The organism is Rhizobacter sp. (genome assembly GCA_021153565.1).
Taxonomy (GTDB): domain Bacteria; phylum Pseudomonadota; class Gammaproteobacteria; order Burkholderiales; family Burkholderiaceae_C; genus Albitalea.
Genome location: JAJKJU010000168.1, coordinates 1 through 14,560, shown reverse-complemented (window position 1 = coordinate 14,560; position 14,560 = coordinate 1). Strand labels below are relative to the sequence as shown.

The window sequence follows — 14,560 nt, the reverse complement described above, 5'->3', positions numbered from 1 at the left end:
GCTCGCCATAGCCCGGGCTATGGCTGCGCTTTGCGCCTAGATCAGGTGCCTTTTGACGCGCTGCTCGGGCACGCTCGAAAAACTCTCAGCCTCTGAGAGGCAGAGTATTTCAGCCTCTGACGCCGCCGCAAGCCTGGGCCAAGCTTTGAACCGCCGTCAATTGAACCAAGCACCCGAGGCGCAGCCCATGTCGGTCGACGAGCGCACATTGATCCAGGATCAACCAACGATCCTGATGCCAGCCCCCGGTGGTCAGGCGACTGTGGTCACGAAACGATCGGGCCGCCCGCGAACTCCCGCCGCGAGCGCGGGCGTCGAGCTGCAGCGCCTCGTGGCCGGCGTCAACCCGCTGCTCGGTGCGGCCGGGGTGCTTTTGGCATTGGCTCCGAAGCTGCGCACGACGATGGAGCACGATGATCCGGCTGCGCTGCGCGTGAAATTACTGCAGTGCATTGGAGAGTTCGACGCGCTAGCCACCGCTGGGGGCGTGCCGCGGACGAAGATCACCGCCGCACGCTACGTGCTGTGCAGCTTCATCGACGAGGTGATCGCACAAACGCCTTGGGGCGACGGTGGCATCTGGGCCGAACGCAACTTGCTCCAGGAGTTTCACGAAGAACGCTGGGGCGGCGAGAAGGCGTTCCAATTGCTCGAGCGTCTGGGCCAGGACGCGGCGAACAACGCCGATCTCCTGGAGTTGTTCTATGTGTGCCTGGAGCTCGGTTTCGAGGGCCGCTATCGCGGCGTTCCCGGCGGTCGTGCGCAGCTCGACGCGATCGCTGCAGGCGTGCTCGATGCCATGCGCCCGACTGGCGACCCGGCAGCGACGCGGACCTTGTCGCTGCGTTGGCAGGGTGTCGAAACGCACGGCACGCGCGAGGTGTCTGCGATGCCCTTGTGGGTCTTGCTGGCGATCGGCGCGGTGATCGTCCTCGCAGTCCTGCTGGTGCTGAACTCGCGTCTCGAAAAACTGTCGCAGCCGCTGTTCACGCAGATTCACGCCGCGCCGCTCGCATTGCGCGGCGAGCGTTCCGCGACTGCCGCCGGACCACGCCTTGCACCCTTGCTGCAAGCGGATATCGCGAGCGGCGCCATCCAGGTGCAGGACGAAGCGCTGCGCTCGCTCATCACGCTGCCGGCTGACAGATTGTTCGTTCCGGGAAGCGCACAGGTCGATCCTCGCCAGCTCGATCTGCTCGGCCGCATCGCAAAGGCACTCAAAGACATGCCCGGGCAAGTCGCCGTCATCGGCCACACAGACAACACGCCGTTGGCATCGCTGCAGTTTCCGTCCAACTGGCATCTGTCGCGCGAACGCGCACAAGCCGTGCAAGCCGCCCTTGTGCAACAAGGAGCGCGCCCCGAACGGCTGCGTGCCGAGGGCCGCGCCGACGCCGAGCCGCTCCTGCCCAACAACAGCGCTGCAGAACGTGCACGCAACCGGCGCATCGACATTGAACTGCGCCTGCTGCGGCCCGACGAGTGAAGCGATGACAAGAAGCTCCCCCACATTCATGCGGCCGCTGCTCACGGCCGTCGGCGTGCTTGCGGCGGGCGCGCTGATGTGGTTCGTCGGTCCGCTCGTCGCGGTGGCAGGTGTCGTTCCTTTGGCGGGCGAACCGGCACGGTGGATGGCCATCGTCGCCGTGGCCGCCGCCATGGCGTCGCATGCCGCATGGCGCACCATGCAATCGGCGCGGCGCAATCGCCGCCTGCTTGAAGGCATGGTTGCTCGCGACGAGCCCGCCACCAGCGCGCCCGGCGCGAAGGAAGTCGAGGTCATCACCAAGCGCTTCGAGCAAGCGGTGGCCGTGCTGCGGCAGGCACGCATCGGCGGCAAACGCCCATGGCTTGCCGCGCTCGCGGGGCGCCCCTACGTCTACGAACTGCCCTGGTACATCATCATCGGCGCACCCGGCGCGGGCAAAACGACGGCACTGGTCAACTCGGGCCTGCAGTTCCCGCTCGCGAACGCAGTCGGAGAGAAAGTGATCCGCGGCATCGGCGGCACGCGCAATTGCGACTGGTGGTTCGCAAGCGAGGCTGTGCTGATCGACACCGCCGGCCGCTACACCACGCACGACAGCGACCGCGCCGCCGACCGCGCAGCGTGGCTCGGCTTTTTAAAGCTCCTGGCACGCTATCGTCCGCGCCGCCCGATCAACGGCGTGCTGCTGACCATCAGCGTGAGCGACCTGCTGGGCGCAAGCCCTGAGCGGCGGCAGGCCCATGCCGGCGCCCTGCGCGAACGCATCGAAGAACTGCACAACCAACTCGGTATCGCCTTCCCGGTTTATGTGCTCATCACGAAGACCGATCTGCTGGCCGGCTTCATGGAGTTCTTCGCCGATTTCGACAAGGACGAGCGCTCGCAGGTATGGGGCGTGACCTTCCCGTACCAGGACGACTCGACCCGCGACGGCCCGGTGGTGCGCATGGCGAGCGACTTCGCGGCCTTGGAGAAGCGGCTCAACGACTGCCTCATGGACCGGCTGCAGGGGGAGCGCGACCGCGAACGGCGCGGCGCGGTCTATACCTTCCCGCAGGAGTGGCACCTGCTTCGCCAGACGCTGTTCGACTTCCTGCAGACCATGTTCGCCGACCTGCGGCCAGAACTGCGTCCGCTGCTGCGCGGCGTCTACTTCACCAGCGCCACCCAGGAAGGCACACCGATGGACCGCGCTCTCGGCGGACTGGCGCGTGCGCTGGGCCTGACAAGCCAGATCGTTCCTCCGGCGAGGCCCAGCGGCAAGACCTTCTTCGTGACGCGACTGCTGCGCGACGTGGTGTTCGCGGAAGCAGGCCTGGCCGGCACAAATCTACGTTGGCGCCGCCGTCGCGCCGTGCTCGCATGGGGCGTGGTGGGAGCGACGGTGTGCACCGTGGCAGCCGCGGTCGCGCTGTCGTGGCGAGCCTATGACGTCAACCGCACCATGCTGGCCGCGTCGGCGCAGCGCTTGCCCACGCTCGAACACCATGTCTCGGCGGCGCGCTCGACCTCGTCCACCGATCCTGTCGCGCTGCTGCCCGTGCTCGACGTGCTGAGCGACTTCGGCGGGCCGTCCGGTGCGCACGCCAATCCCCTGGCGCTCGACATGGGCCTGGGCCGCGGCGACATGCTCGTCGCGGCGTCGCACGACTCCTACGAGCGCGCGCTGCGCGAGGCTTTCCTGCCGCGTGTCGCCGCCCGCCTCGAAGAACGGCTGCGCGCCGGCGAGCGCGAGCACGTCGAGTTGATCTACGAGACCCTGAAGACCTACTTGATGCTGTTCGGCGGCAAGAACTTCGATGCAGCCGCACTGCGGTCCCACTTGATCGCCGACTGGGACGCAACGCTGCCGGCGGGAGTGCTTCCAGAGCAGCGCGAGGCATTGCGCCGCCACCTGGACAGCCTTCTCGCAAGCGGCGAAGTCGGGGCACCGTCGCATGCCGATCCACGACTCATCTCGACCGCGCGCAGCCTCGTGGGCAGCGTGCCACTTGCGCAGCGTGCCTACCACCGGCTCAAGCAGATGGACCTGGGTGCAGGCACCGCTGCCTTCACGGTGGAATCCGTCGGCGGACCCGCGGCGCGGCGCGTCTTCGTGCGGGCGAGTGGCAAGCCGTTGAGCAGTGGCGTGCCTGCCCTCTACTCGCGCACGGTGTGGCGGCAATCGCTGCGAGAACGCACGAACGATGTGTTGCAGCAGTTCGCCCGCGAGCAAAGCTGGGTGCTGGGCACCGCGCCTGCCGCCACCGCTGCAGCGCCGGCCCAGCAAGCCCTGGCGGACGAGGTGCAGCGGCTCTATCTGGCGGACTATGCGACGCGCTGGGGCGAGTTCATCGGTGACCTGCGCCTGGCCCCCACGGCCGACCTCGCGGGCAGCGCCGAGCTCGCGCAGCTGCTCGCGCGCCCGGATTCGCCGCTGATTGCAGTGCTGCGCGCGTCAGTTCGCGAGGTGTCGCTTGACACGCCCCAGGTGTCGGCCAGCGGCACGTCAGCGCAAGGCAGCGATGCCACCATCGAAAACCGCTTCGATGCGCTCCAGCGTTTCCTCGTCGGCCAGCCCGCCGCGCTCGACGACTTGCGCGCGCTGCTCGGCAAGCTGGCCGTGCAATTGGCCGTGATCGAGGATGCGGTGAAACGCAAAACGCTGCCCCCCGCCAGCGATGTCGTGGCCGAACTGCAGGTCGCGGCACAAAGCGCACCCGAGCCGGTGCGCAGCATGCTGCTGCAGATGGCCGCGGCGAGCGGGGCCCAGGTCTTCGCGGTCGTGCGCGAACCCTTGGACGCCAGGATGGCCAACGAGTTCGCACCCGCCTGCAGCCGCGTCACGGCCAGTCGCTACCCGCTGTCTCGAGACGCTCGTGAAGAAATGTCTCGCGAAGACTTTGCACGCACCTTCGGGGCTGGTGGCCTGGTCGACGGGTTCTTTCAGCGCAATCTGGTGGCGTATGTCGACACCTCGGCACGGCCTTGGGCCTACCGCAAGCCAGGGGCGAGTGGCCGCGGCGAAACGCCTGAATCGCTGCAGCAATTCCAGCGCGCCCAGGCGATTCGCGAGGCCTTCTTTCGCGACGGCGGGCGCCAGCTCGGCACGCGGCTGGAGTTTCGGCTCGTTGAACTCGACGCAGGAGCGGGCGAATTCACGCTCGATGTCGACGGACAGGTGCTGCGATTTCGTCCCGGTGCACAGGCGCCGCAAAGCCTGCAATGGCCGGGCGCTGGCCAGACGGGTAGAGTGCATCTGCAGCTCGTGCGGGCGGGCGGCGGCGCCGGGCCGGGCCACGTGTTCGAAGGACCTTGGGCGCTGTTCCATTTGCTCGATCGGGTGCGCGTGGAACCCGGCGCATCGCCTGATCGAGCGCAACTGGTGTTCGATGTCGAAGGCCACAAGGCGCGCTTTGAAGTAAAGAGTTCGACGCCGCTCAACCCGGTGCTTCGCCGGGATCTGGAGCAATTCCAATGTCCGACGCGCTTTTGAGCCGTTCCGTCGCGCCGGGCTGGTTCGGCAAGCTGCCGAACGTGGGCGACTTCGTGTCGCGGCGTTTGTCCAACGGCTTCATCCAGGAATGGGACCGGTGGCTGGAGCAAGGCTTGGCGATGGCACGGGCGGAACTCGGCGCGGCCTGGCTTGCGGGCTACCTCGTCGCGCCGATTCGACGCTTCTGGCTCGCTCCAGGCGTGCTTGGCAAACCTGGCTGGGCGGGCCTCATGATGCCCAGCGTTGACCACGTCGGCCGGCATTTCCCGCTGACCATCGTGCAGCCCATGGAGACGCTCGCCGCCGCGCTGGCCGCGCGCGACTGGTTCCGGTCTGTCGACATGCTTGCGCGCCAGGTGCTCGATGTGAACTTCACCATCGATGACCTGGAGCAGGGCCTGTCCCAGATCGCGCAGCCCGACGCTCGCGCGGCTGACGGTGCGACACGGCAACTCGCGAATCGCTTGCTGAGCGCCTTCCCCAGCGGCAACGCCACCGTGTGGTGGTGCGACGATACCGATCGAGCCAATGAGGAATCGGACTTCCTCTGCTTTGATGCCATGCCGCCGGCCACAGCCCTCGTGTCGATGATGGCGGGTGAGGCATGAAGCCAAGGCCACGCCGGATCGTCGCGGTGACGCTCATGCTGTGTCTGGCGCTGGCCGTGCCCGCAGTGGCGGCCGAACGCATGCGCGGGCTCACGGTCACTGAAGAACGGCTTGCGCTGGTCATCGGCAATGCGGCCTATCGCAACGATCCGCTAGACAACCCCGTCAATGATGCCCGGCTGATTGCCCAGGCGCTGCGCAAATCGGGCTTTGTCGTCGCACTGCACGAGAACCTCGATCGTGCAGGCCTCATCGACGCCATGAGAGAGTTCGGCAAGCAGCTCGGTGAGAACACGATTGCTGTGGTCTATTACGCGGGCCACGGCCTGCAATTGCGAGACCACAACTATCTGATTCCAGTCGATGCCGAGATACGAAGCGAAGACGAGATTCCGATTGCCGGGCTGGACATCGGATTCATCCTCGGCCGCATGTCGGCTGCGCGCAGTCGAGTCAATATCGTCATTCTCGACGCCTGTCGCAACAACCCGTTCAGCGGCAAGGGCGGCGCGAAAGTACAGGGCCTGGCCCAGATGGATGCGCCGCTCGGCACGCTGCTCGCCTACGCGACTGCGCCGGGCAAGCTGGCGGCCGATGGTGCCGGCGCCAACAGTCTGTATGCGACGCATCTCGCACAGCATCTGCTCACGCCGGGTCTGCCCGTCGAGCATGTGTTCAAGCGAGTGCGTGAAGGCGTGGTGCGCGACACGCGTCAGGTGCAGGTTCCTTGGGAAAGCTCATCCTTGCAAGGCGAGTTCGCATTCGTGCCGGGTGCCGTGCCGACGACGGCCAGCTCAACGGGTGACGTGGAAGCCGCCGGCGAACTGGCGTTCTGGAACAGCATCCAGGCGTCGACGCGCGCCGATGAATACCGTGCCTATCTGCGGCAGTATCCGAACGGCCGTTTCACCTCGCTCGCACAGACACGTGTGGCGGCATTCACGGCGCCCGCGCCAACACCCACAGGCCCTGCCTCGCGAACAGACGCGCTGCCCCACGTCGGCGACACCTGGCGATACCGCGTGCAGGACCAGTTTCGCATCGGCGATCTGTTCCTGACCGCCAAGGTCGACGGCGTGACAGCCGAAGGCGTCGCCGAAACATGGTCTACGACCTCCGACGCAAAGCTGCGCACAACCCTCGTGCCACTGGAACCAGGCTTCAACGCCATGCCGGGGTGGACATTGACGCCACCTGAGTTCTCACCGTATTTGCTCGCGGCGGGCGGGCTGCGTCCCGGGCAGGCGATCCCAGATCAAGCCAGGCGCGTCGAGCAGGCTCTGGTGCCGCTGCGGGTGCGCATCGAAGGCGAGGAAGACGTGGTCGTCGCTGCGGGGCGTTTCAAAGCGATCAAGGTGGCGCTGCGCGGCCAGTCAGCATCGCGCGGTGCAGCACGCAGCGGATCGGTCGTGAGCGAGCACGTGATCTGGTATGCACCGCAAGTCAAACGCACAGTCAAGTACACGGTCTCCACGCGTGTGGGAAATGACCTGCGGGAATCGACGAGCTTTGAATTGGTCGAGTTCCGGTTGAACTGAAATTGACTTCACTGCGCGGTGGAGGCGGGCCGCGCGATGAGGGCGCAAATCGTTAGATTCACTCCTCGGGGATGGGATGGCCAGCCTCGCGCAAGTTCTTGGCCCAGCGGCGGATGGTTGCTCGCAGCTTGCGCTGCTCCTCATCGCCCAGAGGCATTTGGGGCACCAACTCCAGTACCTGGGCCGGGTTGACGTAGGCGTGCTTGAGCATCGCCATGCAGAACTCACGGTCCTTGTCCCGCCCTGCCGCGGCCTTGGACATGAAGAGGTCCACCACGTCCAGGCAGTAGCCCACTCGGTCATTCGTATTGCTGTTCTGGACCCGGTGCACACGCTGTAGCCAGCCACTCGGCAGGATGGCGGTGTCGGGCCCAACGCCCTGGGCGTAGTAGCCGTTGGTCTCGTGGAATTGCGAGCCCTCTCCACGATCTTCTCAGCCAGCTCCGGGGCGTGAAGCGGGTAGATATCCGCCTCGGCCGACATCGTGAAGACTTCTTCCGGGTTGGGCACGGGGCCGAGGATCGACTGGCTGCCGATGATGATGAACTCGTACTGGTCGGTCACGTCGGCGCTGGCGCGGATGACGTGTTCAAGCTCTTCGCGCGTCATGGAAGCTCCGGGCTGCTGGCGTCGCCCAGCACGACGCCCTTCTTGAGTCCATGCACCTGGGCCAGGATGCTCTGGCGCACGTTGTTCGGCAGCACGGTGGCGAGCGGCGAGGCTTGCCGAAGCTCCTGGGCACGCCGGGTGCGGCCGAGCACCTTGCGCCACGTGCCCTTACGCAGGATCTCTTGCCACTCTCGCCACAAGCCGCTGGAGCGCGAATCTCCAGTACTGAGCCAGCGCTCCACCGTATCCATGGCCTGCTGCACCAGGGCCGGGTTGATACGGGCGAGACGCACGGCCTCTTCGTGCAGCATCAAACTTTGCAGGTCCTGCGCCCTGTGTCGACCGTCCTGCGCCGATACCAGCACCTGCACGACGGGCCGCCCGCGCCTGGATTGCGCCGCGGCGGACCCTGGGGGCGGCGGTTGCAGTGTCACCGGCCAGCAGGGCCAGTTCGCCGCTGACGCCCAGGGCAGACATGACCCGCAGGTAGGTCCCCATGGAGGGCGCCGGGTCGCCGGACTCGACGGCCCGCAAAGTGTTGCGTGTGATCCCCACGCGCGCTGCCATGTCAGCCGTTCCCCACCCCTGTGCTTTGCGCAGGCGCTTAAGCCGGTCGCCCAGCTGCAGGAGCAGTTGGCGGTCCAAAACGGAGGTCATTTCAGAAGCGTTCATATGGTCAGTATATTAACCAAAATGGCAACTTTTGGTCATTTCATTGACCAATTTGTCAGCCGGAACCAATGTCGATTCCGCCTTCAGGCCTTCAGTCGCCAGCCGGTCCTGAAGATCCAGACCACGATCGCCAGCGAGGCCATGAGAAACAGCAGCGTCATGCCCAAGCTGATGCCAACAGCCACGTCCGCGTGGCCGTAGAAGCTCCAACGGAATCCGCTGACGAGATAAACGACCGGATTGATAAGCGCCATCTTCTGCCACGCCGGTGGCAGCATGTCGATCGAATAAAAGCTGCCACCCAGAAAGGTCAGCGGCGTGATGATCAAGAGTGGCACCACCTGCAGCTTCTCGAAGCCGTCAGCCCACAGGCCGATGATGAATCCGACCAGGCTGAAGGTCAGCGAGGTCAGCACCAGGAAAAGCAGCATCCAGACCGGGTGCAAGATCTGCAGTGGCACGAACAGCCCCGCCGTCGCCAGGATGATCAGGCCCAGCACGATCGACTTCGTGGCGGCCGCCCCGACGTATCCCAGCACCGTCTCGAAGGCAGACACGGGCGCCGACAGCAGCTCGTAAATCGTGCCGCTGAAACGTGGGAAGTAGATTCCGAAGGATGCGTTGGACACGCTCTGCGTCAGCAGCGACAGCATGATCAGTCCGGGCACGATGAAAGCGCCATAGCTGACGCCTCCCACGCTCTGGATCCGCGATCCGATGGCCGCGCCGAAGACGACGAAATACAGCGACGTGGACACCACCGGCGAGATCACGCTCTGCATCAGCGTGCGGCGCGTGCGCGCCATCTCGAAGCTGTAAATCGCGCGCACTGCATGCAGGTTCATGCTGCAACTCCTGCGGTGGTGCGGGCTGCCACGGTCTCAAATGCGCTGCCCTCAATCAAGCTGACAAAGATGTCCTCCAGCGAACTCTGCGTCGTCTGCAAGTCCCTGAACGCGATTCCGGCCTGGCTCAGCGCCAGCAACACCTCCGCGATGCCAGTGCGCTCCTGGTCGCTGTCGTATGTGTAGACGAGTTCGTGGCCGTCCTTGGCCAGTGCCAGCGCGCCGGCCGCAACGCCCTGCAATGCGGGCACCATTGCCAGCGGCTGTTGCAAAGCCAGGGTCAACTGCTTGCGACCCAGCTTGTGCATCAGCACCTTCTTGTCCTCAACCAGGATCAGCCGACCTTTGCTGATGACGCCGACGCGGTCGGCCATCTCTTCGGCTTCCTCGATGTAGTGCGTGGTCAGAATCACGGTCACGCCGGTCTCACGCAGGCCGCGCACCAGGGCCCACATTTCGCGACGCAGCGTGACGTCCACGCCCGCGGTAGGCTCATCCAGGAACAACACCTGCGGCTCGTGCGACAGCGCCTTGGCGATCAGCAAGCGGCGCTTCATGCCGCCGCTGAGTGTCACGATCTTGCTATCGCGTTTATCCCAAAGCGACAGTGAACGCAGCACCCGTTCGATGTGGCCAGGGTCTGCCGGCTTGCCGAACAGGCCGCGGCTGAAGCTGACCGTCGCAAGCACAGTCTCGAACGCATCCGTGGTCAGCTCTTGCGGCACCAGGCCGATCAACTCGCGCGCCGCGCGCCAGTCGCGCCGGATGTCGTGGCCGTCCACGCGAACGCTGCCGCTGCTTGCGTTGACGATGCCGCAGACAATGCTGATGAGTGTGGTCTTGCCCGCGCCGTTGGGGCCCAGCAAGGCGAAGATCTCGCCCCGGCGGATGTTCAGGTCGATGTGGTGCAGCGCGGTCAGGCCGCTGGCGTAAGTCTTCGAAACCGAATCGACGGCGAGGATATTGGGCATGCACAGAGGATAGCCCGAGGAAGAAGAACGCGTTGCTTGAGGTCACTCAGCTCCGCACAGCGCGGCGGTTTCGCTTTCTGATACCTCCAGCTACCCGATCAGGCCTCGACTCGCTTGCCATAGCCAAAGAAGACTTCATCTCTCTGCCACCCGAGGGACTCGTATGCAGCCTGCGCAGTCTTGTTCGTTCGTGCGGTTGTCAATTCCATCTTGCCCCGACCATTGGCGACCGCATGCCGCTCGGCTGCCAGGAGCAGTGCCTTACCAGCGCCGTGTTGGCGATTGTTCTGCTGCACGTACAAGTCCGAGAGGACGTAGATCGGCATTGCCTCTATCGAACAGAAACTCGGGTAAAGCTGGCAGAAACCTATAGGCGCAATGCGCTCGTCCTCGGCAACTATCAGGACCGAGTCGCCATTGCGCAGACGCTCACCGATGAAGTTCATTGCTTGTTGGAGATTGGGTGGCTGCTCATAGAACTGACGATATGCATCGAAGAGCACGGCAATGGCGTGGTGATCTGATGCGACAGCGACTCGGGTGCGGATGGTCATGGGAGGATTTTGAGGCCTAGTCCTAGTAGGGCAACACTGCACCAGATGCCGACTGAACTGAATCCTCCAATCGACAGGGGCATTGATCGCGAGTAGCCAGCCTCGCGCGGGTGCGATTCAAACTGATGTGTACGCTTCAGGTTGCGGACACCGCACAGGCCCTTCGATACGCCGTCAGGCGTACCCCGTCCTGAGCCCGTCGAAGGGTCAGGGCGAACGGGTGTTGATGACTTCACATCAGTTTGAATCGCACCCGCCTCGCGCCTTGCCGTCGATCACGAGCCAGGCCCTGGCGAGAAATAGGGCCGGCATTGGCCTCTTTTACACGGCTCGATTTCCTGCTCTGCACCCAAAATACGAAATACGTTATGTGGTGAAGCGAGGCTCGATTGAATTCCCATGTGCCTGACCTGTCCCGGGGTGTGATGCCCGCGGAGTTGCTGCCGATTTCCGGCTTCATCGTGCCGGCCGTCAAGGGCGTCGACGATCATGCTCTGCAAGAGCTGATCATGCGAGTCAACGCCGGCAGCCTCGCTTACCTGCGCGTTCCGCCCAGCCTTGTGTACCGCTGGGCAGCCTTGTGCGGGCGCTGGTCAACCGACCTGCAGACCTTTATTGCGCAGGCCCTGCGCCACACGGGCAACCTCGACAACTTTCTCGTGCAGCCTGCTGCCGTCGACCACCACAACGGCGCCTACGGGCTGCTCGAAGCCAGCATCACTGCGGCCGAAGTGGCAATGAACCCCTGCCACACACCGGGCAGCTTCGAACCGCTGCCGCCGGTGCTCGATGAACTGGAGCAGGTGTGCTCCGCCACGGCCTTTCTTTTTGACCTCGGCAAGGTGTTCGATCCGCATCCGGGCGACGACACCGAGCGAAGCCACGAACCGACGCTGTTGCCGTACTCCGATCTCTCGCGCTGCTGGCGTTCGAGCTGGAAGGCCCTTGCCGGCCGCAATCCGGTCTTGGCGGCGTGGATGTATCACGTGGGCTGTGCCGCGCCCAGCCGAGCCATGCCGGTCGAGATTGCACGCAGCCTCACGCACAACGCAGTGAAGGCGGCTTGGCGCTCGGAAAGCTCGTTGACGACAATCTGAGAGGCTGAGAGCGCGCTTGGCGCGGGTCATGGGGCGGGATTCTGCTGAACCCCGCCGCCCGGGGTTACACCCTTGCCCGCGCGCTTGCGTCGGCAACCGCCAATGCTGTCATGTTCACCACACGTCGCACCGTGGCGGATGGAGTCAGGATGTGGACCGGCGCGGATGCACCGAGCAGGATTGGTCCCACCGTCACACCTTGCCCGCCCGTCATCTTCAGCACGTTGAACAGGATGTTCGCCGCGTCGAGGTTAGGCAGGATCAGCACGTTGGCCGCACCTGAGAGCGTCGCCTCGGGCAGGAAGCGCTGCCGCACCTCTTCGCTCAAGGCCGCATCGCCCTGCAATTCGCCGTCGGCTTCGATTTCGGGCATGCGCTTGACGAAGAGGTCGCGCGCCGCACGCATCTTGAGTGCCGAGGCGCGCTTGCTGCTGCCATACATTGAATGCGACAGGAACGCGACCCTGGGCGTCACGCCGAAGCGTTGAACTTCCTCCACTGCCATCGCGGCGATCTCGGCAAGTTCTTCCGCGGTGGGGTCGTCGTTGACGAAAGTGTCGGCGATGAAAAGCGTGTGCTTGTCGAGCATGAGCGCGTTCACGGCGGCGAAGACGCGCGAGCTTTCACCCAGGCCGATGACTTCGCGCACATGGCCGAAGTGCCCGTCGAAGCGGCCGACCAGCCCGCACAGCATGCCGTCGGCGTCGCCGAGTCGAACCATCATCGCGGCGATGGTGGTGTTGGACCGGCGAAGCGTCGCCTTGGCCATGTCGGGCGTCACGCCATCGCGTGCGTTCATCCGGTGGTAGGCCTCCCAATACTGGCGGAAGCGCGTGTCGTCTTCAGGGTTGGTGACTTCATAGTCGCGGCCCGCTTCGAGTCGCAAGCCTGCGCGTTCGATTCGTGACGCAATCACCGCCGGACGCCCGACGAGGATGGGCTTGACCAGCCCTTCGTCAATGGCGATTTGCACTGCCCGCAGAACGCGCTCATCTTCGCCTTCGGCGTACACGATTCGCTTGGGCGCCTGCCGCGCTGCAGTGAACACCGGCCGCATGAACATGCCGGTGTGCGTCACGAATCGGGTCAGCGATTGGCGATAGGCCTCCAGGTCTTCGATCGGCCGTGTTGCCACGCCGCTTGCGACAGCCGCCTTCGCGACAGCGGGCGCGATGCGCAGGATGAGCCGCGAATCAAAGGGCGTTGGAATCAGGTACTCGGGCCCGAAGCGCAACTCGCGGCCGGCGTAGGCGCTTGCCACTTCCGCGCTGATCTCCGCCTTCGCCAAGTCAGCGATCTCGCGCACGCACGCGATCTTCATCGCCTCGGTGATGCGCGTCGCGCCGCAGTCGAGCGCACCGCGGAAGATGTAGGGGAAGCACAGGACGTTGTTGACCTGGTTCGGGTAGTCTGAGCGGCCGGTAGCGATGATGCAGTCGGGCCGCACTTCCTTCGCGAGTTCCGGCCTGATCTCCGGCTCCGGGTTGGCCAGCGCGAGGATGATGGGCTTGGGCCCCATGCTCTTCACCATTGCCTGCGTCACTGCGCCAGCGGCCGAGCAGCCCAGCAGCACGTCCGCACTTTCCATCACGTCGGCGAGCGTGCGCGCCGAGGTCTTCTGCACGTAGCGCTTCTTCGATTCATCGAGCTTGTCTTCGCGCCGATCGTGGATCACACCCTTGGAGTCACACACGAAGATGTTGTCGCGCTTCACGCCCAGCTCGACCATCAGGTCGAGGCAGGCAATGGCCGCCGCGCCCGCGCCGGACACCGCGATCTTGACCTCGCCGATCTTCTTGCCCACCAGCTCCAGCCCGTTCAATAACGCGGCCGCCGAGATGATGGCCGTGCCGTGCTGGTCATCGTGGAAGACCGGAATGTTCATGCGCTCGCGCAGCTTCCTCTCTATGTAGAAGCACTCTGGCGCCTTGATGTCCTCAAGATTCACGCCACCCAGCGTGGGCTCGAGCGCGGCAATGATGTCCACCAGCTTGTCCGGGTCGCGCTCGGCGAGTTCGATGTCGAACACGTCGATGCCGGCGAACTTCTGGAAGAGGCAACCTTTGCCTTCCATGACTGGCTTGCCGGCCAGCGGGCCAATGTCGCCCAGGCCCAGCACTGCCGTACCGTTGGTGACGACGCCGACCAAGTTGCCGCGCGAAGTGAAGTCCGCTGCGAGCGAAGGGTCTTCCTCGATCGCGAGGCATGCATAAGCCACACCCGGCGAGTAGGCCAGCGACAGATCGCGCTGATTGGACAGGGGCTTGGTCGGCTTGACGGCGATCTTGCCGCGCACCGGTGAGCGGTGGTATTCGAGTGCGGCGTCGCACAGGGCTTGCTCGGCAGCAGACAGTGCGGCCTTGGGCTTGCGAGTGGGTTCGGCCTGGGAATCGCGGGGAGTGGATGCGGACATTTCGATGTCTCCTTTTGGGGCAGGCGCGCCCGTGCGCGCCGATTTTGAACATTGTGCGTCTGCTGTGCCGCCTGTGGCATTCGGGCCGTCCACATCCGGCGATGACTTTCGTCGCTGTCGATGTGCTTGGGATGTGGCATGGGATGACATCCCAACGTTCGTTCGGACCGCACCCATGCCCGTTCGGGCTGAGAGGCTGAGAGTATTTCGATCATGCCCGCTCATCACGTCAAAAGACCCCTGCTCGTCGTTGCAAATGCTCGCCATAGCCCGGGCTATGGCTGCGCTT

10 protein-coding genes and 1 pseudogene are annotated in these 14,560 nt (G+C 64.8%); 5 read left to right on the top strand and 6 right to left on the bottom strand.

The window, feature by feature from the left end; genetic code table 11:
• Positions 1-145 precede the first annotated feature (145 nt).
• The 4 genes from tssL to AC30NL_RS10310 are packed head-to-tail and all read left to right on the top strand — an operon-like array spanning position 146 to position 7,110.
• Complete coding sequence (tssL, locus tag AC30NL_RS10325; RefSeq protein ID WP_489463912.1) at positions 146-1,486, top strand: type VI secretion system protein TssL, long form; 1,341 nt, start codon at positions 146-148, stop codon at positions 1,484-1,486.
• A gap of 4 nt (positions 1,487-1,490) precedes the next feature.
• Positions 1,491-4,964, top strand: a complete 3,474-nt coding sequence (tssM, locus tag AC30NL_RS10320; protein WP_489463911.1) for a type VI secretion system membrane subunit TssM — start codon at positions 1,491-1,493, stop codon at positions 4,962-4,964.
• Positions 4,946-5,572: a type VI secretion system-associated protein TagF gene (gene tagF, locus AC30NL_RS10315; protein ID WP_489463910.1), complete on the top strand. Its 627-nt coding sequence runs from the start codon at positions 4,946-4,948 to the stop codon at positions 5,570-5,572. The genes tssM and tagF overlap by 19 nt, the downstream gene beginning before the upstream one ends.
• Complete coding sequence (locus AC30NL_RS10310; protein ID WP_489463909.1) at positions 5,569-7,110, top strand: caspase family protein; 1,542 nt, start codon at positions 5,569-5,571, stop codon at positions 7,108-7,110. The genes tagF and AC30NL_RS10310 overlap by 4 nt, the downstream gene beginning before the upstream one ends.
• 58 nt (positions 7,111-7,168) lie before the next feature.
• On the opposite strand, the gene AC30NL_RS10305 is transcribed toward AC30NL_RS10310, so the two are convergent.
• The 5 genes and pseudogenes from AC30NL_RS10305 to AC30NL_RS10285 form a co-directional block, all read right to left on the bottom strand.
• Positions 7,169-7,405, bottom strand: coding sequence for a hypothetical protein (locus tag AC30NL_RS10305; protein WP_489463908.1), 237 nt, complete (start codon positions 7,403-7,405; stop codon positions 7,169-7,171).
• 310 nt (positions 7,406-7,715) lie between these two features.
• Positions 7,716-8,391 (bottom strand): annotated as a pseudogene (locus AC30NL_RS10300) (helix-turn-helix transcriptional regulator).
• A gap of 83 nt (positions 8,392-8,474) precedes the next feature.
• Entirely contained in the window at positions 8,475-9,236 is a 762-nt protein-coding gene (locus AC30NL_RS10295) for an ABC transporter permease (protein WP_489463907.1), read from the bottom strand.
• The gene (locus AC30NL_RS10290; RefSeq protein WP_489463906.1) at positions 9,233-10,207 is read right to left on the bottom strand and encodes an ABC transporter ATP-binding protein; all 975 of its coding nucleotides are present in this window, start codon (positions 10,205-10,207) and stop codon (positions 9,233-9,235) included. The genes AC30NL_RS10295 and AC30NL_RS10290 overlap by 4 nt, the downstream gene beginning before the upstream one ends.
• A 98-nt stretch (positions 10,208-10,305) precedes the next feature.
• Positions 10,306-10,761 (bottom strand): GNAT family N-acetyltransferase, encoded by a 456-nt coding sequence (locus tag AC30NL_RS10285; protein ID WP_489463905.1) that lies wholly within the window; start codon positions 10,759-10,761, stop codon positions 10,306-10,308.
• A gap of 389 nt (positions 10,762-11,150) precedes the next feature.
• Here AC30NL_RS10285 and AC30NL_RS10280 point away from each other — a divergent pair, with 389 nt between their 5' ends.
• Positions 11,151-11,858, top strand: a complete 708-nt coding sequence (locus tag AC30NL_RS10280) for a hypothetical protein (protein ID WP_489463904.1) — start codon at positions 11,151-11,153, stop codon at positions 11,856-11,858.
• 64 nt (positions 11,859-11,922) lie between these two features.
• Here AC30NL_RS10280 and AC30NL_RS10275 read toward each other — a convergent pair whose 3' ends face one another.
• Positions 11,923-14,271 carry an NADP-dependent malic enzyme gene (locus tag AC30NL_RS10275; protein ID WP_489463903.1) on the bottom strand — a complete coding sequence of 783 codons (2,349 nt, stop codon included), beginning with the start codon at positions 14,269-14,271 and terminating at the stop codon, positions 11,923-11,925.
• Between the last annotated feature and the right edge of the window lie 289 nt (positions 14,272-14,560).